The organism is Planomicrobium okeanokoites (assembly GCF_003428875.1).
Classification (GTDB): Bacteria; Bacillota; Bacilli; order Bacillales_A; family Planococcaceae; genus Planococcus; species Planococcus okeanokoites.
Genome location: NZ_QQRS01000002.1, coordinates 490,798 through 510,831 on the forward strand (window position 1 = coordinate 490,798; position 20,034 = coordinate 510,831).

General features: G+C 45.0%; 24 protein-coding genes. 6 read left to right on the plus strand and 18 right to left on the minus strand.

Annotated features, from left to right (window positions below; translation table 11 throughout):
* The first annotated feature begins 94 nt into the window (after nt 1-94).
* The gene (locus tag D2910_RS07415) at nt 95-505 is read left to right on the plus strand and encodes an Lrp/AsnC family transcriptional regulator (RefSeq protein ID WP_117313080.1); all 411 of its coding nucleotides are present in this window, start codon (nt 95-97) and stop codon (nt 503-505) included.
* 78 nt (nt 506-583) lie between these two features.
* Here the strand turns inward: D2910_RS07415 and D2910_RS07420 are convergent, their stop codons facing one another.
* The 3 genes from D2910_RS07420 to D2910_RS07430 form a co-directional block, all read right to left on the minus strand.
* The gene (locus D2910_RS07420) at nt 584-2,731 is read right to left on the minus strand and encodes a heavy metal translocating P-type ATPase (protein ID WP_117312969.1); all 2,148 of its coding nucleotides are present in this window, start codon (nt 2,729-2,731) and stop codon (nt 584-586) included.
* Between the two features lie 85 nt (nt 2,732-2,816).
* Nucleotides 2,817-3,269 carry a CopY/TcrY family copper transport repressor gene (locus D2910_RS07425; protein WP_084243594.1) on the minus strand — a complete coding sequence of 151 codons (453 nt, stop codon included), beginning with the start codon at nt 3,267-3,269 and terminating at the stop codon, nt 2,817-2,819.
* A gap of 194 nt (nt 3,270-3,463) precedes the next feature.
* Nucleotides 3,464-5,395, minus strand: coding sequence for a fructose-1,6-bisphosphatase (locus D2910_RS07430; RefSeq protein ID WP_117313081.1), 1,932 nt, complete (start codon nt 5,393-5,395; stop codon nt 3,464-3,466).
* Between the two features lie 244 nt (nt 5,396-5,639).
* On the opposite strand from D2910_RS07430, the gene D2910_RS07435 reads away from it, so the two are divergent.
* Nucleotides 5,640-6,485: a GAF domain-containing protein gene (locus D2910_RS07435; RefSeq protein ID WP_117312970.1), complete on the plus strand. Its 846-nt coding sequence runs from the start codon at nt 5,640-5,642 to the stop codon at nt 6,483-6,485.
* Nucleotides 6,486-6,562: 77 nt separating this feature from the next.
* Here D2910_RS07435 and arsC read toward each other — a convergent pair whose 3' ends face one another.
* From arsC to D2910_RS07450, 3 genes are all read right to left on the minus strand, one after another.
* Nucleotides 6,563-6,982: an arsenate reductase (thioredoxin) gene (arsC, locus tag D2910_RS07440; protein ID WP_117312971.1), complete on the minus strand. Its 420-nt coding sequence runs from the start codon at nt 6,980-6,982 to the stop codon at nt 6,563-6,565.
* A gap of 118 nt (nt 6,983-7,100) precedes the next feature.
* Entirely contained in the window at nt 7,101-7,952 is an 852-nt protein-coding gene (locus D2910_RS07445) for an alpha/beta fold hydrolase (RefSeq protein ID WP_117312972.1), read from the minus strand.
* A 15-nt stretch (nt 7,953-7,967) separates the two neighbouring features.
* Entirely contained in the window at nt 7,968-8,453 is a 486-nt protein-coding gene (locus tag D2910_RS07450) for a tetratricopeptide repeat protein (protein ID WP_117312973.1), read from the minus strand.
* Nucleotides 8,454-8,593: 140 nt separating this feature from the next.
* Here D2910_RS07450 and D2910_RS07455 point away from each other — a divergent pair, with 140 nt between their 5' ends.
* Together D2910_RS07455 and D2910_RS07460 are read left to right on the plus strand one after the other, a co-directional pair.
* The gene (locus D2910_RS07455; protein WP_117312974.1) at nt 8,594-9,637 is read left to right on the plus strand and encodes an ArsR/SmtB family transcription factor; all 1,044 of its coding nucleotides are present in this window, start codon (nt 8,594-8,596) and stop codon (nt 9,635-9,637) included.
* Nucleotides 9,634-10,851, plus strand: coding sequence for an MFS transporter (locus D2910_RS07460; protein ID WP_117312975.1), 1,218 nt, complete (start codon nt 9,634-9,636; stop codon nt 10,849-10,851). Before D2910_RS07455 ends, D2910_RS07460 begins: the two co-directional genes overlap by 4 nt.
* Nucleotides 10,852-11,067: 216 nt before the next feature.
* On the opposite strand, the gene D2910_RS07465 is transcribed toward D2910_RS07460, so the two are convergent.
* The 6 genes from D2910_RS07465 to D2910_RS07490 are packed head-to-tail and all read right to left on the minus strand — an operon-like array spanning nt 11,068 to nt 15,062.
* Complete coding sequence (locus tag D2910_RS07465; protein ID WP_117312976.1) at nt 11,068-11,262, minus strand: hypothetical protein; 195 nt, start codon at nt 11,260-11,262, stop codon at nt 11,068-11,070.
* Nucleotides 11,263-11,280: 18 nt separating this feature from the next.
* Nucleotides 11,281-12,345 (minus strand): DmpA family aminopeptidase, encoded by a 1,065-nt coding sequence (locus D2910_RS07470; protein ID WP_117312977.1) that lies wholly within the window; start codon nt 12,343-12,345, stop codon nt 11,281-11,283.
* Nucleotides 12,346-12,382: 37 nt separating this feature from the next.
* Nucleotides 12,383-13,387, minus strand: a complete 1,005-nt coding sequence (locus tag D2910_RS07475; protein WP_117312978.1) for a DUF2268 domain-containing putative Zn-dependent protease — start codon at nt 13,385-13,387, stop codon at nt 12,383-12,385.
* Between the two features lie 9 nt (nt 13,388-13,396).
* A complete protein-coding gene (locus tag D2910_RS07480) occupies nt 13,397-13,924 on the minus strand; it encodes a hypothetical protein (RefSeq protein WP_133299086.1) in 528 nt (175 codons plus the stop codon).
* A 4-nt stretch (nt 13,925-13,928) separates the two neighbouring features.
* Nucleotides 13,929-14,471 carry a kinase gene (locus tag D2910_RS07485; RefSeq protein WP_165850158.1) on the minus strand — a complete coding sequence of 181 codons (543 nt, stop codon included), beginning with the start codon at nt 14,469-14,471 and terminating at the stop codon, nt 13,929-13,931.
* Between the two features lie 24 nt (nt 14,472-14,495).
* Nucleotides 14,496-15,062: a hypothetical protein gene (locus D2910_RS07490; RefSeq protein WP_133299087.1), complete on the minus strand. Its 567-nt coding sequence runs from the start codon at nt 15,060-15,062 to the stop codon at nt 14,496-14,498.
* A gap of 75 nt (nt 15,063-15,137) precedes the next feature.
* Here D2910_RS07490 and D2910_RS07495 point away from each other — a divergent pair, with 75 nt between their 5' ends.
* Entirely contained in the window at nt 15,138-15,677 is a 540-nt protein-coding gene (locus D2910_RS07495) for a Rossmann-fold NAD(P)-binding domain-containing protein (protein WP_117312982.1), read from the plus strand.
* 235 nt (nt 15,678-15,912) lie between these two features.
* Here D2910_RS07495 and D2910_RS07500 read toward each other — a convergent pair whose 3' ends face one another.
* Genes D2910_RS07500 through D2910_RS07515 form a run of 4 tightly spaced genes read right to left on the minus strand, consistent with a single transcriptional unit; the run spans nt 15,913 to nt 17,866 of the window.
* Nucleotides 15,913-16,380: a GNAT family N-acetyltransferase gene (locus tag D2910_RS07500; RefSeq protein WP_117312983.1), complete on the minus strand. Its 468-nt coding sequence runs from the start codon at nt 16,378-16,380 to the stop codon at nt 15,913-15,915.
* Nucleotides 16,381-16,414: 34 nt separating this feature from the next.
* Nucleotides 16,415-16,909 carry a GNAT family N-acetyltransferase gene (locus D2910_RS07505; RefSeq protein WP_117312984.1) on the minus strand — a complete coding sequence of 165 codons (495 nt, stop codon included), beginning with the start codon at nt 16,907-16,909 and terminating at the stop codon, nt 16,415-16,417.
* A 14-nt stretch (nt 16,910-16,923) separates the two neighbouring features.
* Nucleotides 16,924-17,367: an ASCH domain-containing protein gene (locus D2910_RS07510; RefSeq protein WP_117312985.1), complete on the minus strand. Its 444-nt coding sequence runs from the start codon at nt 17,365-17,367 to the stop codon at nt 16,924-16,926.
* A 22-nt stretch (nt 17,368-17,389) separates the two neighbouring features.
* Nucleotides 17,390-17,866 carry a GNAT family N-acetyltransferase gene (locus tag D2910_RS07515; protein ID WP_377280275.1) on the minus strand — a complete coding sequence of 159 codons (477 nt, stop codon included), beginning with the start codon at nt 17,864-17,866 and terminating at the stop codon, nt 17,390-17,392.
* Between the two features lie 93 nt (nt 17,867-17,959).
* Between D2910_RS07515 and D2910_RS07520 the strand changes: the two genes are divergently transcribed.
* Complete coding sequence (locus D2910_RS07520; protein WP_117312986.1) at nt 17,960-18,484, plus strand: P-loop nucleotide/nucleoside kinase family protein; 525 nt, start codon at nt 17,960-17,962, stop codon at nt 18,482-18,484.
* Nucleotides 18,485-18,749: 265 nt separating this feature from the next.
* Here D2910_RS07520 and D2910_RS07525 read toward each other — a convergent pair whose 3' ends face one another.
* Both D2910_RS07525 and D2910_RS07530 read right to left on the minus strand, forming a co-directional pair.
* Nucleotides 18,750-19,424: a metallophosphoesterase gene (locus D2910_RS07525; protein ID WP_117312987.1), complete on the minus strand. Its 675-nt coding sequence runs from the start codon at nt 19,422-19,424 to the stop codon at nt 18,750-18,752.
* Nucleotides 19,425-19,478: 54 nt separating this feature from the next.
* Nucleotides 19,479-20,015 (minus strand): GrpB family protein, encoded by a 537-nt coding sequence (locus tag D2910_RS07530; protein ID WP_117312988.1) that lies wholly within the window; start codon nt 20,013-20,015, stop codon nt 19,479-19,481.
* Between the last annotated feature and the right edge of the window lie 19 nt (nt 20,016-20,034).

Here is a 20,034-nt window from a genome sequence, read left to right on the forward strand (position 1 = left end):
TTGGTCCCTAGTGTATACTAAATGCTGGCTATATGAACATGGACTAAATAAGGTCTTTATGCCTTTTGACTTTATTAACGAAAGGATCTGAATGATATTGGACAACACCGATTTGCACATCCTGGACGAACTTTCAAAAAACAGCCGCATCACCATGAAAGAATTGAGCGAAAAAGTCCATTTGAGCGCTCCTGCCACTTCGGCGCGGGTGGAAAAATTGGAAGCTGCCGGAATCATTGAAGGCTACACTATTAAGATCAATCAGGAAAAGATGGGATATGCTGTTCATGCCATCATCAATATCTTTACTGCCAGCACTTATCACCGTCCTTATCTGTCGTTTCTGGAAGAACAGGAACAGTATGTGATCAATAACTATAAAATTAGCGGAGACAGCTGTTATCTGCTTGAATGCAAATTCCCTTCCAATGAATTATTAAATGAATTTCTGGATAAATTGGATCAGCATGTAAATTATAAATTATCGATAGTCATCGATAAATAATCCGTCGAAAGATGAAGGCACGGTCTAACGCAAAACAATAACAGATGAGAGAATTTTGCGTTAGCCGTTCAAACAGATTTAATGTTTCAACCGTAATGTCATCGCATTGATGGCGACGATAACCGTCGATACAGACATTAAAACCGCTCCGACGGCAGGAGCCAACGTAATGCCGATTGAAGCTAAGACACCTGCAGCCACGGGAATGGCAATAAAATTATAACCGGCTCCCCAAACAAGGTTCTGTTTCATCTTGCTGGTTGTTTTATTGGCCAATTCGATGAAAGACGCAATGTCTCCTGGATCTGATTGTGTCAAAATCACATCAGCAGAATCGATTGCTACCTGAGTTCCCGCTCCAACTGCTACACCTACGTCTGCCATCGCAAGAGAAGGGGCATCATTTACGCCATCGCCGACCATGATGACAGTTTTGCCTTGGTTTTTCAGTAATTCGACTAAATCATATTTATCCTGCGGAGATTGATTGGCTTTGTATTCAATGTCCAATTCTTCAGCCACCCCTTGAGCGGCTGTTTCATTGTCGCCCGTAGCCATAATCGCTTTAATATTATATTGTTTCAGTGCCTCTATCAGGTTTTTACTGGCTTTTTTCAATTCATCCCCTAATGCGACTGTACCGATAGGTTCTCCATCTTCAACCAATATACTGAGGGTGGCACCTTTTGGAACATCAACCGCCAAACCTTCTCCAAATGCCTTTTGGCTGATCAATTCGTATTTGCGGCCATCAGCGTTGCCTTCTACGCCGGCACCTGACACAATCTCAATCGAATCAAACCGGACAGGCTGAACTCCCTGCTTCTCAGCATAGTGGATGATGGACTGGGCGATTGGGTGGCTGGACCCTCCTTCAATCCCTGCCATAAATGCAGCGATTTCAGCTTCGGTATATTTTTCCCCAAGCGTTTCCATGCTCAAAACTTTAAATTCTCCAGTAGTTAATGTGCCTGTTTTATCCAGTATCATCACATCTGCCTTGTTTGCCAGTTCCAACGCTTCCCGGTCCTTCACCAATAATCCTCTGCCCGCACCCAGACTGGTGCTTCGCGCAATAACCAATGGAATGGCAAGACCAAGGGCATGCGGACAAGCGATGACCAGCGTCGTGACCGTAAAGAGGACCGCTGTTTGGATATCGGCTATATACAGCCAGACGGCAAAGGCGATGACGGCCGCCGCAATGGCGATATAAAACAGCCAGCCGGCGACTTTCTGAGCCGTATTTTCAGCTCGTGAAGGCTGATTTTGAGCCTCGCTGATCAACGTTTGAACTTGTGAAATAAATGACGCTTCTCCTGTTCCCTCCACTTCCAGATAGAGGACACCTTCGCCGTTCGTAGAACCGCCGATCACTTTGTCGCCGGCACTTTTTTCAACCGGTTTGGATTCTCCAGTCAATAAGGCTTCATTAATCCGTGAGTTCCCTCGCGTGATGATGCCATCAGCAGGAACGTTTTCTCCAGCCTGCACACGGACAATGTCTCCAACTTTCAATTCAGCTACGGGACGTGTATCGATCGAATCGTCTTCCAATACTACATGTGCATCTTTCGGCATTAATTCGGCAAGCGATTGTTGCGCGTCTCCTGCTTCCCCGACAGCTTTCATTTCAATCCAGTGTCCAAGCAGCATAATCAGAAGCAAGGAAGCGAACTCAAAGAAAAAGTCCATGACGTGTTCTCCGAGCACATAGCGGGCCGCTACGGCATAAATACTGTAAAAATAAGAAACGGATATCCCTAATGAAATCAGCGCCATCATTCCTGGAGCTTTTTGCCTGAATTCGTCTATCGCTCCATGATAGAAAGGTTTGCCGCCATAAAACAGTAAGATGGTCGCCAATACAGCGACTGCTATATCCGAGTATGGAAAGCTGAACTGAAAGGGAAGACTGACGTCCATCATCGGCGATAATAACAGAATGACAATTCCGATGGGCAAGGACTTCAGAAAAATCTCCTTGAAGTTCCCATGGTGATGGTGTATGTGTTCACCGTGACCATGTTCCGCATGAGCATCGTGACCGCTATGATTGTGGTGAGCATGGGAATCGTGTTTGTCAGAGGGATTGCTGTCGTCGTGAATTCCCTCTTCTATTTGGTTTTCATGATAAGCATGCCCGACATGTTCAGAATGATCCGTGTTGTTGTGATTCGTATGTTCACGGTGATCATTGTGTTGATTATTTTCATTTTTCTCCATTTAGTACTCCTCCTTAAAAGCAATTTATTTTACAATATTTTATCCCTGCTCCTTTGGCCTTTTTGCAGATTGGATTTTCCACTCTTTAATGTCCAGATGAACAATTATTACATCTGCATTGTCCAGGCACACAATTACATGGAATTTCTTCCACTGCCTCTTTTTTCTTCATTTCTATCACTTTTTCAATCTTATCTATATCCTTGAAACTTAACGTTGCGTTCGATAGGAGATTCACTATGGCGTTTCCAACGTCCTTATTGCATATATGTTCAAAAGTCTCATCCAGCGTACTATTGATAAAATCACTTTCATTTACAGCAGAGGAATATAAAAACTTTCTGCCTTCCTCTTCAGTATGAAGGATCCCTTTTTTCACTAAACGCCCAATAAATGTTTTAGTGGTTGCCGGTTTCCAATCTTTTTTTTGCTGCAATACATCAATGATTTCTTTGCTGGTCACTTTATCCTGTGCCCATACAACACGCATAACTTCCCATTCAGCAGCAGAAATTTTAGATTCCATTTCATTGACCATAAAATACCCTCCCCTTTTTTGTTTACAAATGTAATCGAAATTTATAATTGAAGTTTACAATTGTAATCTTAAGATGTCAACCTATTTATCCTTATCGTGTGTGTTTTTATTTCCCATCAATAAAAAACTGGCACATCTAACGCTTCCGAAGCGCTCGATGTGCCAGTTTGTTTTCTAGTGTCTATATAACTTAATCATTCCATATACCGATGTTTCCGCAGACTGTTCAAATTCGCAATTTCCTGTGAAAGTTTCTCACCGATATTCGTTTCCCTCACCTTTTTACGCTCCAATTCCTCATCCACCAGCCGCTTCACGGAAAGGACATCGGTTCCATTGCTCAGCACTTCTTCTTTTGAGTTGAACTTTTGGTGGGCGACAAGCTGCATGCCGTAGGAATTGTACAGAAGCGTATAGCCGGCAATGCCTGTCGTCGATTGATAGGCTTTCGAGAAGCCGCCGTCGATGACGATCATTTTGCCATTAGCTTTGATCGGGTCTTCCCCGTCGATTTCCTTCACCGGTGTATGGCCATTGATGATGCGGCCATGTTCCGGATCGAGATCGAATTCAGCGAGCATCCTGCCGCACATCTCTTCATCTTCCCGCAAATAATAATAAGGGTTTTTACGTTCCTTGTGCGTTTCTTTCTCTTTGATGAAATAACGTTCAAATGTCGTCATTTCACGCTTGCCGAATAATGAAGAATTCTCGCCGGTCCACAGATACCATACCATATCCGTCGCAAAGTCATCCGTTTCGTCAGGGTTGGCGAAAGCGTGTCGCAGATATTGTTCAAAGACGTCCAGCAAGTCGCGTCCAGCATAGCTTTTTCCTTCGATTTCCATCTTCTTCATATCGCCGTTTTCCTCCAGCGGGATGCAGCCGTGAATCAGCAGATTGCCGTTGTACTGCAAATAAAGGCTTCCTTTTTTCATCAGGAAATTCATATGGCGCGCCAGTTTTTCGGAATGCTGGATCGAAAACAGCAATTTGTCCATCACTTGCTGCTCTTCATCCAGCAACCGGTCCGGCTGCTCGGGATCGATTGTCGCAAAGCAGGTGTTCTCGAGCGCATAAGTAATGCCGTGGATCGTCGCTGTTTTATTTTTATAATCGACTTTCTCCAGCAGCAGCCTGTCTTCCATCTCGAAGCAAGGACGGCGCTTGATGATCGGGCTTTCCAGTTTGAACTGGATCATCGAAATGGCCTGATGGATTTTGGTGATTTGGAGCTGCTCCTGCTCCGTCAGTGTTTCATCTGAAATCCGTTTCGGCCGGAAGACGGGGTTGTCGTCATAATACTTCTCCGCCAGGTTCAGCAGCGGACGCAGATTGATGCCGTAAACATCTTCGATGATGTCCAAATTATTGTAGCGGGCACAGATTCGGATAATATTCGCCAGGCATACTTTCGAGCCGGCAAATGCGCCGATCCACAAGGCGTCATGATTGCCCCATTGAATATCGACGGAATGGTAGTCAATCAATGTATCGACGATTTTATGCGGATCCGGTCCCCGGTCGTAAATGTCGCCGACCACGTGCAGATGATCGACCACCAGGCGCTGTGTCGTATAAGCGAGCCCAATGATCAGCTTATCTGCCTGTCCAAGCGCAATGACCTGATCGACCATTTTTGCGTAATACTCCTTTTTATTCGTGAACTCATCCGTCTTGTACAGCAATTCTTCGATGATGTAGATGAATTGCTTCGGCAGCGCACGGCGCAATTTCGAACGTGTATATTTCGATGAAGCATATGCCACCAGCTTCAGCATGCGCTCGATAATTTCTATGTACCATTCCCGCAGCTCCTGTTTGCTGCTGAAATTGCTTTTGATCAATTGCAGTTTCTCTTCAGGATAATAAACCAGTGTGGCAAATTCGTTCAATTCCTTTTCCTGCAACTCGTCCTTGAAAAGGTCCTTGATCTTCACTTTCACATTGCCGGAACCGTTGCGCAGCACATGCTGGAACGCCTGGTACTCGCCGTGCAGATCGCTGACAAAATGCTCCGTCCCTTTGGGAAGATTCAGGATCGCCTCCAGATTGATGATTTCATTTGCCACTTTTTCCTCGCTGTCGTATTTCTGCGCCAATAAATCCAGGTATTTTGAATCCATCATCGGAATATCCCCTTTCGAAATCCATTCGCTGTTTATTAAAAAAGAAAGCCTCACCTGTTTCAATGCTGGCCATCCAAAAAAGAAATCTCTTCTCTATCCAGTCTATAGCAGTTCGAGGGAAGGCTCTAGTATAAAGTGCGCCCTTTGCCTTGACCGTTAAAACACATTTCCTATAGGGTTAAAGATAGACAAATCGAAAAGTTCTGCAAAGAGCCTTTGAGAATGAGGAGGAAGTCGATACATGCCCGAAACGAAAAGAATCTCCACTCATGAGTCATTGAAAGCAGTTTCCTATAAACTGTTTGAAGTGATCAGCGATGAGCTGGAGGTAAATACTGCTTATGTTACCCAGCGAGGACCCAAAGCGATGGAAGTCATCAGCTCGTTCAATAGAGATCATTATATTATTCCTGAAGGCTATCAAGTCGATTATGACGGAACTTACTGCCGCCTGATCATCCAAAGCGACGAAGAAGCGATGCATACGAATAACCTCGGTTCATTCACCCTGACAAAAGATCTGGTAGTGACCGAGCAGCTTGAAGTCAAAGGATTTTTAGGGGTGACCCTGCGTGATTTTTATGGAAACGTATTCGGCACCTTATGTGTCATGGACAAAGAGGAAAAAGATTTCAGCGAGGATGATATCCATTTTCTGAAGAAGATGGCCGAAGTGCTTTCCTATATCATCCACCTGGATAACACGATTGCTGATATCGAATTGTTGAGCGTCCCGATCATCCCGATCAAAAAAGGGCTCGCGATTCTTTCGCTGCAAGGCAATATCAACGAAGATCGCTCCCAAAAGATTCTGGAAGATACGTTAAGCTATGCGGCCAAAAACGGCAGCCATTCTTTCATCATCGACCTGTCGCAAATCGTCCTGCTCGAAAACCGCTTTCCGGATATTCTGAAGAACCTGGTGCTCGGTTTGAATATCATGGGCATCAAAGTCATGATGACGGGACTGCCGCCGTGGCTTGTGAAAATGCAGGAAGTCCGCGACCATCTGACGGACCTGCAAACGGAGTATGTCATGGATATCGAATCGGCGTTGAATAGAATCGGATATACGCTGGAGAAATAAAATTTTGAAATTATAAAAGGAAGAGCAGCTTGGTTACCCACCCAGCTGCTCTTCCTTTATACAGTTCTATAATGCGATTACTTTTCTGTTTCAGCGAATTCGCGGATGCGGGCGCCGATTTCGTCGCGGACATTCTGGAATACCGTCCACTTCTCTTCTTCCGTGCCTTCCGCTTTTGCCGGATCAGTAAAGCCCCAGTGATCGCGCTTCACATGCGGCGGTGTCATCGGGCATTTATCGGCCGCATCGCCGCATAAAGTGACGACGAAATCCGCGTTATTCAAGATTTCAGTATCGATGATATCTGATGTTTGCTCAGAAATATCGATATCCACTTCGTTCATCGCCTTCACCGCGTTCGGGTTCAAGCCGTGCGCTTCAATTCCCGCGCTCAGGACCTGCCATTCGTCGCCAAGAATCTGTTTTCCCCAGCCTTCTGCCATCTGGCTGCGGCACGAGTTTCCTGTGCATAGGAAGTACAATGTTTTTTTCGTCATATAACCTACCTCTTTCCCTTTTCTCCAACTAACATATCAGCATTCACTTATATGTTCAAGAACCATGTCCAGTATCAGAAAATTTTTAAGGGAAGAAATAAAACTTCTTCGCTCCTGTCTACTTATCAATGTGGCTGGTTATAAAAGATTGATAAACCTCACCGAATCGCTCCGCTTCCTCCAGGAACGGATAATGATTGCTGTCTTCGAATATTGCCAGAGTGGAGCCCGGTATCAATTCGTTCATTTCCACTGAATATTCGAGCGGGCATTGCACATCGTGCCTGCCGCACATGATCAAAGTCGGCGCAGTGATAATCCCCAGTTTTCTGGTGACATCAAACACATGCAATTCCCTGCTGAAGAAATTGAGCCGCACAGCTGACAGTTCTTTTCGGATATCTTGTGTGAAATAATCATCGTACTTATCCGGATTCGCTAAAGAGAGCTTTGTACGCTGGATTTTCAAGTTGCTCTTTTCCTCTGCCGATAACCCCGGCTGCTTCAGGTTTTCCATCAATTCCTGCATCTTTTCAAATTGGGGATGCTGTTCGTTATAGATGCAGTCCTCTGAAAATGTCATGTACTCCCTGGCCGCTGCGCCGACGATTACATCAAAGCTGAGTTTTTCAGAAAAATAAATGCCATAGACAATGCCCAGCATGCCGCCTGTCGAATGACCGGCAAAACCCCATATATCAAATCCCAACGCTTCGCGGATTGCTTCCAGGTCAAGAACCGTTTCAAGCAGACTGAGTTGATGCGGTTGCTCTGCTTTTGCGGAGTTTCCCGCCTCTCTCAGATTGATCAGAAACACCTGATTCGTCTTCGTAAAAGCATCTGCAAAGAAATCGCCGGTCTCATTGAACTCGGAATAATGGTGAGTGACGCATAAAGGGTGGCCTTCACCTTTTGTAAAGATTTCGAATTCACCGCGGGTTGTGGTGATTATATTTTGGGTCCATTTCATAAAAACGCTCCCTTTTTATATCCATGTATCATCTAATTTATCGGAGTAAAATTCAATTGCTCTTTTATAAGCTGCAATCTCTTTATCGGCAGAGGTTTCGCTTAAGCATTTTAACAAGATTTCCATTGCTGCCTGATGTTCTTTTAAGTTATATAAAGTCATTGCATAAAAGGTCTTCATCGCATTGTTAGCCGGAAATTTATCCAGACCTGTCAAAAAGGTTTCTTGCGATTCTTGATACCTTCCCAAAGTTCTGTATGTACTGCCCAAGCCCACTAAAGCACCTTCCAACTCTTCATCTTCCAGCCCCAGACTTATCGCTTTTTCATAATACGGAACTGCTTTCTGTTCTTCACCCAACAAGTCAAAGCTCCATGCACATTGATAATTGAGTCGGGGGTCTTCCGGATATTCTGTTACCAATTCCAACATCAGTCCATTGGACCTTTCGTGCTGGCCGCTTTTCCTCAATTCAATCGCATCAATTAATTTTTGATTCATCACTCTTCACCATTCTTTCATAATATAGCCATTTTAACATTCTTCCAAAAACTGAAGAGGTTTAATTATTCAATATTTATTGAATAATATTTTCAATTAATATAGAATCAAAGGAAAATTAGCGATATGGAGGATTCTTTATGAAAATACTAAATTCCGCGCCACCATCAGAAACGATTGATTTAAACGTAGAACAATCGCCTGTCTGGGAGCTGATTCTGGGGATTGCCGGCTATACACACGAACAGCTTCGCCATACTTTCGAGTTGGACGAAGAATGGAAAGCCGGCCAGGAAACGATGCCGGTTCCATTGACTGAGTTGCTGAAGAAAATCGAACAATCGAATCTTTGGTATGGCATGCTGCTCTTGCAAAATGAATTTGCTGCGGTTTCTGTTCAGGATTTTTCGAATCAGCTGACGGGAGCTTCCTCAACGGCTCTCTATAGCCACCTTCTTCCCTATTACGATCGCCGGCACGAATCCCTGAAAAAAGAACTAGTAACGGCTCCGGAACAAACCGTGCTGTGGGAGCAGTATGCAGGTCTCTTTGAAGGCCACGACTATTTAGAAGGGTATATTCTCGAGATCCACCAATTCTCTCAATCTGAAATAACCGAATTGATGACAAAGGTGCTCGAAGAATGGGAGAAGTGGATGACAACAAAAGAAGACTGGAACAAATGGCTGCAGGCTCTTTCATTTGAACAGAAACAGCATCGCCATCTGGACGCTACTGTCCCGACAGCTGAAATCCAGCGGGTCACAGGAGGTGTCGATTATTTGCCGGAACCTTCAATTTGGTCCGTGAAACTCGTTCCTCAGGTTTCCTACCGCCCTTGGGTGCTGACAATTCGCACCTCTGACACCAAACTATTCTTTTACCCGTTGAAAGAAGAATATCTGCTCGAACCCGGAGTTCCGTCCAAAGAACTCGTCAGCGGCCATAAGGCTCTGGGTGATGAACTGCGGTTGAAGTTATTGTTCCAGCTTCAGAAAAGCCCTTTATCGTTGCAGGAATTGAGCGTCCAATTCAATATTTCAAAAACGACGCTCCATCATCAGCTCACCTTATTGAAAGCCGCTAAATTCATCAGCGCTGACAAAGGTGTTTATTCCATCAACTCCGGAAAACTCGAAGATTTATCAAGCCAGCTGACCCGTTACTTGGAAATCAAGGAATGAAAAAGTATTCAAAGTCATTCAGATCGTTATGGGACGGTGAAGTCGTTTCGGAATTCGGCGGCGCTGCGGGGGCAATCGTCAATGGTTTACTCCTATATGAGTTAACGGGATCGAGAGAATGGATGGGTATTCTTTGGCTCGTCTATTTCATCCCTTCTTTGGTGCTGCAAGGCATCAGTTCCCCTTTTCTCAATCATGTCGCCAAAGAAAAGATGCTAAAAAACATTCAATTGATCCGGGCTGGCGCATACTTACTTCCTTTAACCGGATTTATCATCGGGACGAATACAGGAACCATCATCGGTTTGGTGATTCTGCAGTGCACTTTAGGATTGCTCCAGCCGATTTTTGCCAGTCTGTCATTTTCGCTATTACCTGAAATCTGTGCAGAGGAAGAATTAGCCGATGCCAACGGATTGCTGGACGCCACTCTCCGCTTGATGAGTTTTCTGGCACCCGGTGTCACGGCACTCTTATTAATTGTGTTGCCGATGCATTGGCTCCATGGCCTATCGGCATTGCTGTTCTTCATCAGTTTCCTGGCACTTTCCCGCCTGCCGCAAACCGGCAAGCAAAAGGTTGCCGCCTGGACGAGAAAGTTCTGGTGGTCTGAAATGAAGGAGGGTTATCGGAGCTTTTTCAGTTATCCGAAACTGCTGCGCCTGACTCTTTTGTCATCTACTGTGCAATTCGCTGTGGGTGCCACGCTGGTCTTGAGCATTCCTTTTATCCGCGGAGTATTGGAAGGAGAAGCATGGGAATATGGGGTTTTCAAAGGGGCATTCCCTATCGGTTATGTATTTGGCATGCTGCTGCTCACCAAATTGCCGAAAAGTCCACAGACTATGTACATCGGTTTGATTGGCGGCGGCCTGTCGTTTATGCTGCTGTTTTTCGTCCACTCCGTTCCGTTTGCTTGGCTTTGTGAACTGATGGGCGGCATTCTGTTTCCGCTATTCAACGCCCAAAGCGCGGCGATTTTCCAGCGCGAAGCCCCCCGAGACCGACTTGCGCAATTAAGTGCCGTCCGTCTGCTGTTCCTTCGCGCTACTATGCCCCTTGGAATCTTGTTTGCTTCTTTACCGTTCCTAAGTTTAAATATACGATTTGTTTATGTTGGGATTGGTGCTGTGATCGTTTTTCCGGGGTTGTATTACTTGATAATTTCGTTGCAAGAGAAGAATGGTTTGATTAGATATAGACAAAAGGTGTGAAAGAACTTTGGTTAGATTTTCTTTTGATGAAATCGATTTTCGACCCTAAAGACGAAGTTACCTGGACCATCCAGTTAGTGGGAATTCCAAAAAGATTGGCTTAATAAATTGGCTTAATAAAATAGCTGTGGTCCTCTCTGCTAAGAAGGATTCACAGCTATCTACTTCTTTAACTGTTCACTTATCGTGTTATTACTTCAATCGTATGAATAGGCTTCACGGCTTCTTCTTTTCAGGCACCACTATATAAATAATCAACACTGCTTGAACCAATATAAGAAAAGAGATGAAGATACGTGAGAAGAAACCAGCTTGAATCTGCAGTATTATATCAATTACTGCGTATATAATGGCCGCGATTGCAAGAAGCATAACAAACATAACTTTCTTTTCTTCACTGATTTTCACCACTGAAACTCTCCCTCCCCCTTACACTAACGATACGTCAAACTTATCAATTAAATCCTTGAACGCCGGTCTTTTATTGCCATCACGGCCGGTTACTTCATGAGCCGTCACCAATGAATTCAAAACCGCTTCTTCCGTCGCTTCACCTATCGCGCGGAAAGCAGTGTCCATATCTTCTTCGTGAATTTGCGGGATGGTTAGAAGCTGTTCCGGTTTTTCGTGTGGTATGCGGGCAGCGGTCGAGAAGCCGATGACGATTTCACCGCTGCCATTGGTGATGATCGAACCGGTTCTGGACAAGCCAGTAACCGCCCTTTTGAGGATCCGGTTTAATTGGCGTTCAGATACAGGCAGGTCGGTTGCAACGATAATCATGACAGAGCCTTTATCTTCTTCCTTATAAGATTCGAGAAGAGCCTCCTTCAATTCCTGCCCGACTGCTTTGCCTTGTATAAGCAAATCACTGAGAATACCGAAATTCGACAACACGAGTACCCCGATTGTATAGTTGCCGTGGCTCATCTCCATGATCCGGGAAGCGGAACCGATTCCGCCTTTCAGCGAGTAGCACAGCATACCGGTCCCTGCTCCGACCGCTCCTTCCGCGAAATCAGATGAAGTGTTATGGAGCGCCTCGAGAACATGTTCCCGCTTTACAAATTTCGCGCGGATGTCATTCAGGAGCATATCATTACATTCGCCGATCACTGCGTTCACCGTTCCAGTCGTTCGTCCAATTTCAGGGTTCTGCTCCAGCATGTAATCGGTCAGCGTATCGGCAGCTGTTCCTACAGCCAGCGTATTCGTCAAAAGAATCGGCGTCTCCAAAGTGCCGAGCTCCTTCATCTGAATCGTTCCCATCGTTTTGCCGAAACCGTTGATGACGTGGCTGGAAGCGATCAGCTTCTCTTTGAAGATGTTCCCTTGATGCGGCAGGATAGCCGTCACACCTGTTTGGCTGTCCCCTTCGCTGAGCGTCACATGCCCGACCGTTACACCTTCTACATCAGTGATGGCGTTGCACGGCCCAGTTTGTAGCTGGCCGATTTTCACTCCGTAATCGCGTATCCGTTTTTGGTTGAACATGTTATCGGCTCCTTTGAGTTTATTGAAATTAAGTTGCTTACTCTCCAAAATCACTGCCTGCCAATATTTCTTCAGCGCTCATCCCCAGCCATTCACTGATATCCATTTCAGGGTGGTTAGCCAGAAAACTCTGCATGATTTCGTGTCCGATGATGTAATTGGCGAACGGCGGGATGCTTTTTAGGGGATTGCCGTTAAGGAAATCTTCCCAAACCTGCATATCGGCAGAATCTTTTTGATTTATGAACATGGTGCGCACCTGTTCAGTAACCTTGCCGTCCTCATTTGAAATCCATGACAGGTTTATACTTGGATAGCTGAGCAGTGAAAAAGCCACTGCTTTCCCTTCCATCATCGTCGCTTCAAGCAATGTGGATTCAGCCGTCGAACTTTCGAAAGTTCCTTTTTCCATGTCAATCAAATGAAAATATTCATGGGCTACTGTATGCTTCAACTCTTCTGCAGCAAGACTTGAATGCACGAACAGAATCATTACTTCTTCATTCAAAGCTACTCCTCTTGCATTCAATTCCGGACTCATCCCATGGATATAAGCCGGATTTGCCGGAAAAATATGCACGGTTTTATTACCGCCAGGCAAAAGTTGCGCAGATCTTTCGAGCGACTCTTCAATTTCCGATTGGAACTCCGCTTCTTTATCAGACAACGCTGCGAGTGCACTCTGCAGCGGTATGATGTCTTGCGGTGGAGTTAAAATCAATAGATCCATGTATTCGAGCCCTTTGCCTTCACTAAAAGCATTTTGCCGGAAGGGGTGAAAAATGGTTTGAGCATACGCATCGTCCAGTTCCTCAGGCTGCTCTTTCGCCAGTTCCACATAATCATCAAATGCGTCGTAGTAGGAAAAGATTTTGAATTGCTGGGTACCGACTTCCAGTACGGCAGGTTCCGGTTCTGGAGTTTGCTCTCCGCTTTCTTTCACTTCGTCCGTTTCAATAGGTTCTTCTGACGAGCATCCGGAAAGAAACGCGATTAATAGGGTTGCTGCGCCAAGCTTCTTTAAATGATTTATAGTGTCCACCTCACTTCGTTACTGTTCAGGGAAGACCTTTACATCGAATTCATATCCTTCAAGCCATTTACCTGTCTGAGCTTCTTCTATATCAATACACATAAATAGAGAGTGGTTGAATAAATCATAGATGTCTCCATATGCCAAGACTTCAACTTTCCCTTCGCTTTTTTCATGCGCCTTAACTAAATATCGTTGGTTTTTGTAAATATCAAAGTACTTGTCATCCAACTTCAGCTCTTTTACCAAAACGCTCAAATCTTTTTCAGTCCTGTTTTCAATCTGCATTTCCAATGTATGAATTTTTGTAGCCTCATTTAAGTAAACGGATGAAATCAAGAAATGATAGTCGTTTGTATTCAATAGAGGAATTTCAAGATGATGTTGATGATCATTTTCGTCTCCGACAAAGGCTTCCCATTCTTCTTGAGACCAGTCATCCATCTTGCTCGTGTCAAATACCCGCTTTCCTTCTGTCAAATCAATCGATACGAGCTTACGCTTCTCTTCATTTGAGTGAGTCATGTGTCCTATTCCTTTCTCCACCAGACTATTTCCCTTTCATTTCCTGACTGAATTTTATTTTGTGTTCAGCATTCCGATGACCTGAACTGCAAATCAAATCCAGAATATCTTCCTCCGTCATTTCTTCCGTCAGCATCGTTTCACCCGCTGTGCCGAGATAATCTTTTGGCCGCCACCAGGCGCGCAATGATTCTTCACCAAATGCATCTGCAAGTTCACGTGACTGATGGCGCTCGATTGTCTTATCGAGCGGCAAATCGAAGTAATACACATCGGCATTGCCCTCATAAAATCTGATCAAGTCCATCAGCATTTCACCGTAGCGTTCTTTCGTTAGAATTCCTTCCAAAATCACAAACTCACATTTGCCTTTACCGTACTCGGTGATCTGCCGGATGAGCTCCAGCGATAGGTTTCCTTTTCTGTCGCGGACGCTCAGCATGTCTCGTCTCACAACATCCTGCGACACCAAAAGCGTGCCATCCTCGAAACGGTCCTGCAGGCTTTTCGCTATTGTGGTTTTTCCGCTTCCCGAGTTTCCCCGTAAGATAATTAGCTTTGTTTTTATTGGAATCAGGCCTTTCTCAATATCTTATATATTCACTTCTGCGACTTCTTTCGCCGTTCTTCTTCGCAGAAGTTCATCGATCACCCAAAAGATCATTGCACTGAGAACCGGGAGAATCCACAGTTCCCCTATCAGCAGCATGCCAAATCCAAAATGCACGAATCCTGCCGCCACCATGCGATGAGGGTAACGCGCCGCTAACCAATCCGATAACAACGAAACCGGCAGGCCGTAAATAAGAAAATAAAAAAGGGTAATGGAAAAAACGAGTATACTATATCCTAAAGAGTCTCCAGATTCGATAAAAATACTAAAATTCGTTAAATCGCCAGAAAGCAGCACCGGCACAAATAGAACCAGCATCGTAAATATAATCGTCCCACTCACTGCGGCTATGAACTTTCTCCACATCCGCTCCTTTGTAAAAAATTCATAGCGGAACGGCAGAAAAAAGAACAGCATGACGGATATAAAAATGATTTTTAGGTATGAGGGCGTTTCTGACACCATGATCAAAAATGAAAAAATAGAAAACACTGCGATTTTTAAAAGTAAGTGTTTCACTCGAATTCTCCTTTTTCCTTCTATCATAACTCATTAATTCCCTTTTACTGGCTTTTAATTTACAATTATCGCATTATTCTGTTCAAAAAAGGACTGATTTTTATGAAACACGCACTAGTGATCGGTGGCACAGGAATGCTCGCCCAGACTTCTGTCTGGCTGTCGCATAATGGATACCGCGTTTCGGCGATTGGCCGCAATCTCAGCAAAATGCAACGGCTGGTCGAACGAAATCCTGAAGGAATAAACTCGATGTTAGTCGATTATAAGGACACTGAAAAATTAGCTCAGCAGTTAGCCCAGATTCAGCAAAAGAATGGCCCAATTCAATTGGTGCTTGCTTGGATCCATTCAGATGGTCGAGATGTGATCCCTTGCTTAATCTCTTCTCTTCAGCAAGACTCCGAATGGAAATTATTCCATGTAAACGGCAGCAGCTCCAACCTGGAAGAGATAAAAGCCAAGGCTTCTGTGCCCTCACATGTCCATTATTATCAAATCCAACTCGGTTTTAAGCTGGAAAGCGGCACATCCCGCTGGCTTACAAATGATGAGATTTCGACTGGTGTCATTGAAGCGATACGGGGCGAGAAAGCGCAATACGTCGTCGGGACGCTCAGTCCTTGGGAGAGACGACCTTAAGATCTGAACGGAAAAACATTCGCCCCGGCGAATGTTCCTGGGATGGTTCCGCCAGGCGGAGACCATCCAATCATTCTGTGTTTTTTGCATCAACAATTGATGTGAGAGATATTTGAGTGGTGATTTTAGTTAATCCCCAACTATTTGGATATCTTTTCTTTTTACTTTCTGATTCCAGAAAGTAAAAAAAGGACCCTTGAAGAAGGTCCTTTAAAATACTGCAGCATACTCTTGCCTAAATCCGTTTCCCCATCGCCATAGACGCCGGCTGGTAACCCAATTTCTCATAAACTCTTTGGGCCCCAGGGTTATTGCCGAAGACATTCAATCCCATAGAAGTGACGCCGGCACTTTTCGCCGCGTCCTCTAACTCCTTCAGCACGAGGCTGGCGAATCCTCTTTTTCTGAACGCTTCATGAATGAGGATGTGGTAGATATAGGCTTTATTGCTTTCGGCTTGGATGTTATACCAGAGCACGCCGATATTCTTGTCGTCTTCAGGTGAATAAATGTTACGGATGTGCTGGTCTGCTGAGTTCTGCCTGTCCGGAAGTAAAGTGGCCATTAAAGCTTTGGACTCCCCCAAAGCTTTTTCATACGGAATCATAAAATTGTCGGATAAGTCTTTGGCGTAATCCGGAATAAAAAATTCCATGTATTGATCAAATTCTTCATCATTCATTTCTGTCAGTTGTGTTTTCATTACCGCACCCCTTTGTGTCTTTACTTATGCCTCTTCATATCTCCCTTGAATACCGCAATGACACCTGCTCTTCGCCGGTATCGGTCCCTTCCGTCTTCTTCCCTTGAAGCCGAAACCCTCGTGCTTCGTAAAACGGAATGCCGAACTGATTGCCTTCTTGCACCGACACCCATTGTTCCGCTGCTCCTTGCTCTTTCTGCAATTCAGTCAACGCTTCCAGCAACAGCCTGCCGATTCCTTTGTAGCGGTAAGTTTCCTCTACATAAAGCATGAATATCTCGCTCACTCCAGGACTGGTTAGCCCGCCGCCAATCACTCCCGCTACGTTAGAGTCGATCAAAGCCACGTGTGTATAGGATCCGGCTTCCAGATCGCTGCGGATGCGTTCGTGGTTATACCAGAAATCCACATTTCGTTCCTGATAAGCTTCGCTTAATTTCCCCTCAACGGTTTGCTTCCAGCCGGCCGAGCAAATCGCGGAAATTGCTTCTATATGATTTTCAGTTGGTTTGGCAATGGTTACTTCCATGGTCTTCTCTCCTATTATTTTGTATGGATTGTCTCAAAGCGCTCGCAGACGAGCGGCATCGATTCCGAGTATTCGAGACCGTGCGCTTCGAGTTCGTTTGTGAAGAATTTTTCGTGCGCAGACCACCAGAATTCATAATCCCCTTCGCCTTCTGCCAACGCAAATTCCACCGGCACCTCGTTCATCGGCATGATTGAAACTTCGGTCACGCGGATGATTGCAACGGGCTCTTCTTTCGCATCCAGGACGATGTTGTATTGGCCGACTTGCGGCAAAGGCTCATTTTCAACTTCATATAAAACATGGGCAGAGCAAGTCGCAGTTTTCTTGCCTTCGACGACCAGGTCCGCCAGCCAGTCCGCTTCCGCTCCAAATTGAAATGCTTCCACTTTCTCCGGCTTCGCTTGTCCTTGTCCCACCCAATAATTATTCCAGAATTTTTCTGTCTGTTTGTTCATCAATAAAACCTCATTTCCTGAATCAATTTTTGCTTGTGCAGTCATAACTCATTTTTACAAACTCAAAAACGCTGCCATTGGTAGCCTGCTGAAATCGTTCCGTTTCTTTGAAGCCGGCCTTTTCATAAACTCTAATCGCGCGCTTGTTGAAGGCGGCTACGGATAATGTGATTTTTTGGGGATTGTAGGTGGATTTTGCATATTCCATGCCCGCTTTCAGGAATTCGTTTCCTTTTCCGCTGTCGGTCAGATCCGGTTTCATTCCCAGTCCGATGTCGATTGTGTCCTGAGCCGTTTGAATAAAACTGTAAAAGCCGACGACTCCCCCGTTTTGGATGACGCTGTAATATGTATTGTTGCGTGCCTCCGGGTCTAAAAATTCCGCTAAATCTTCCGGATCCGCGTCCATATCATAAAAAGCATATTCCCCGCTGTAACGCCAATTGGCGGCGATTTCTTCCGCCTGCTGCTGGGTCATTGTTTGAAAAGAGTAGTCCAATGCTGGTTCACCTCCAGATTCGATTTAAGTAAGAAATAAGCTAGAATATAGATTATGCAGTACATAAAATATTATGAGAAACGAGGAGTTTCTATGTTCTTTGCTCAAATGTCCGGGTTTCCGGGGTCCGGAAAGTCATCGCTTTCCCGTGAAATCGCACAACAGCTTGGCGCGGTTATCGTTGATCACGACATCGTCAAATCTTCTTTGATGGAATCGATCGAGCACGCGCCTATCGACCCGAAGCTTGCCGGTAAAATCGCCTACAACATCGATTGGTCGTTAGTCGAATTCCACCTCTCACAAGGATTTAACGTCATTTTGGACAGCCCCTGCTTGTACGATGAACTTGTCGAAAAAGGAATTTTCCTTTGCGAAAAATATAATGCCGGTTACAAGTATGTGGAATGCTATTTGGATGATATGGACGAAATCAACCGAAGATTAAAAACACGCAACAGAATGGTCAGCCAAATCCCGGAAATTCATTCACCGGAAGCTTTCACTTATACAATCGCCAACAGCAAAAAGCCTGTCGGACATGAAATCCTGACCGTCAATACTGCACGACCAGTTGCAGCTTATTTGCCAGAAGTCATCGATTATTTAAAGAAATAATAGCAAAAGATAGTTTTATTCGCATAAAAGAGACGGTATTGGCAATGAAATACGTGAAATCGTGAAAGAAAAAGGTATATTTTTGGAGTGCTGCAATTCTATGAGCGGTATTTTGGGTTCTATGATCACTTATTTTATTCTATGATCATTCAGCGGATTCTATGATCACTTATTTCATTCTATGATCACTCAGGGGATTCTATGATCACTTATTAGCATTCTATGATCATTCAGCCGTTTTCCACCCCGAAATTATCGTCGCTTCTCACGGTTTCTCCACAAAATATCTCTTCCGGCTCGGCAGCTCCAGACAATTCAGCTGGCTGCCATATGCCGCGCCGCCGTCGATGCCGATTATATTATTGCCGCCAAAATAGATGTCATTTCCGCCACCCGGCCGCAGCAGAAACGCCGGTGTGTGGCCGAATACTACCGTCTTTTCGCCTTCGTAGGCTTCATAGAACTCTTCCCGTATCCAGATCAATATATACGGATCCGTCTGCTGAACCGGTGTGCCGGGCTGAACACCCGCATGCACAAAAATAGTATCGTCTGTTTCATGGAAAAAGCCCAGCTCTCCAATAAAGGCGACGTGATTCCAAAAGATGTCTGTTTCCGGAAGTCCGGCCTCTTTGATTGACGGATCGTAGCTTTGCAGAGTTGGAATGGCGCCATTTCTCGCCCATCTCTCCAGGGCGGCGGGTTCACCTTTTGCCGCCGCCAGCATCATAGCGTCATGATTTCCGCTCAATACGATTGCACCTAACTTTTTCAACTCGATGACCCGCTCTAAAACGCCTCTTGAATCCGGACCGCGGTCCACATAATCTCCCAGTAAAATCAGCTGGTCTTCGGCAGCATCATACCCCGCCTGTTGCAGCAGCTCCTCAAAAAGTTCAAGCTCACCGTGAATGTCACTGATCACCAAAGTCCTTTTCATAAAAACGCACTCCCCCGCTACACCGTCTTAACTGCCGGAAACGACAGCCTTTATTTAAAATGACTCTGTTCGCTTCGCAATAATCCCTTTCACAAACGCTTCTTTATGATCCGTGTATTCTTTCATGCCTGCAGCTGCCTTTTCCAGATACGCCAATTTGACCTGTAAATATTGCGTTTTGGCTTCCACATTTGAATTCAGGTAATCCCTGAAATAGATCAAGTCATTCCATAGGTCTCCCCGATATTCGACCAAATGGATGAAGTGGGTCTTTTCCTGATACGTATCGTCCGTAAATTTCGCCAGCACGATTTCACCCGGCCGCTCCACTTTCAATCGAAGAAAACCAGTTTGCTGAAACGCCTGCAGCAACTCTCGATCCGCCTGATTCAAGTCGTCAACTCCAACGATTAAATCCAGAATCGGCTTTGCCGCCATCCCTTTGATCGCCGTACTGCCGATATGTTCAATCCTATTTTCATCAAGACCCGTATTTTCAACCAGCTCTTCTTGCACGCGAATAAACTCTGCAGCCCATTCAGGTGTGTAATCCACTATTTTCACTTCATTCTTTTTGAGGCCCAGCTTCATTGAACTCCCCCTTTATAAC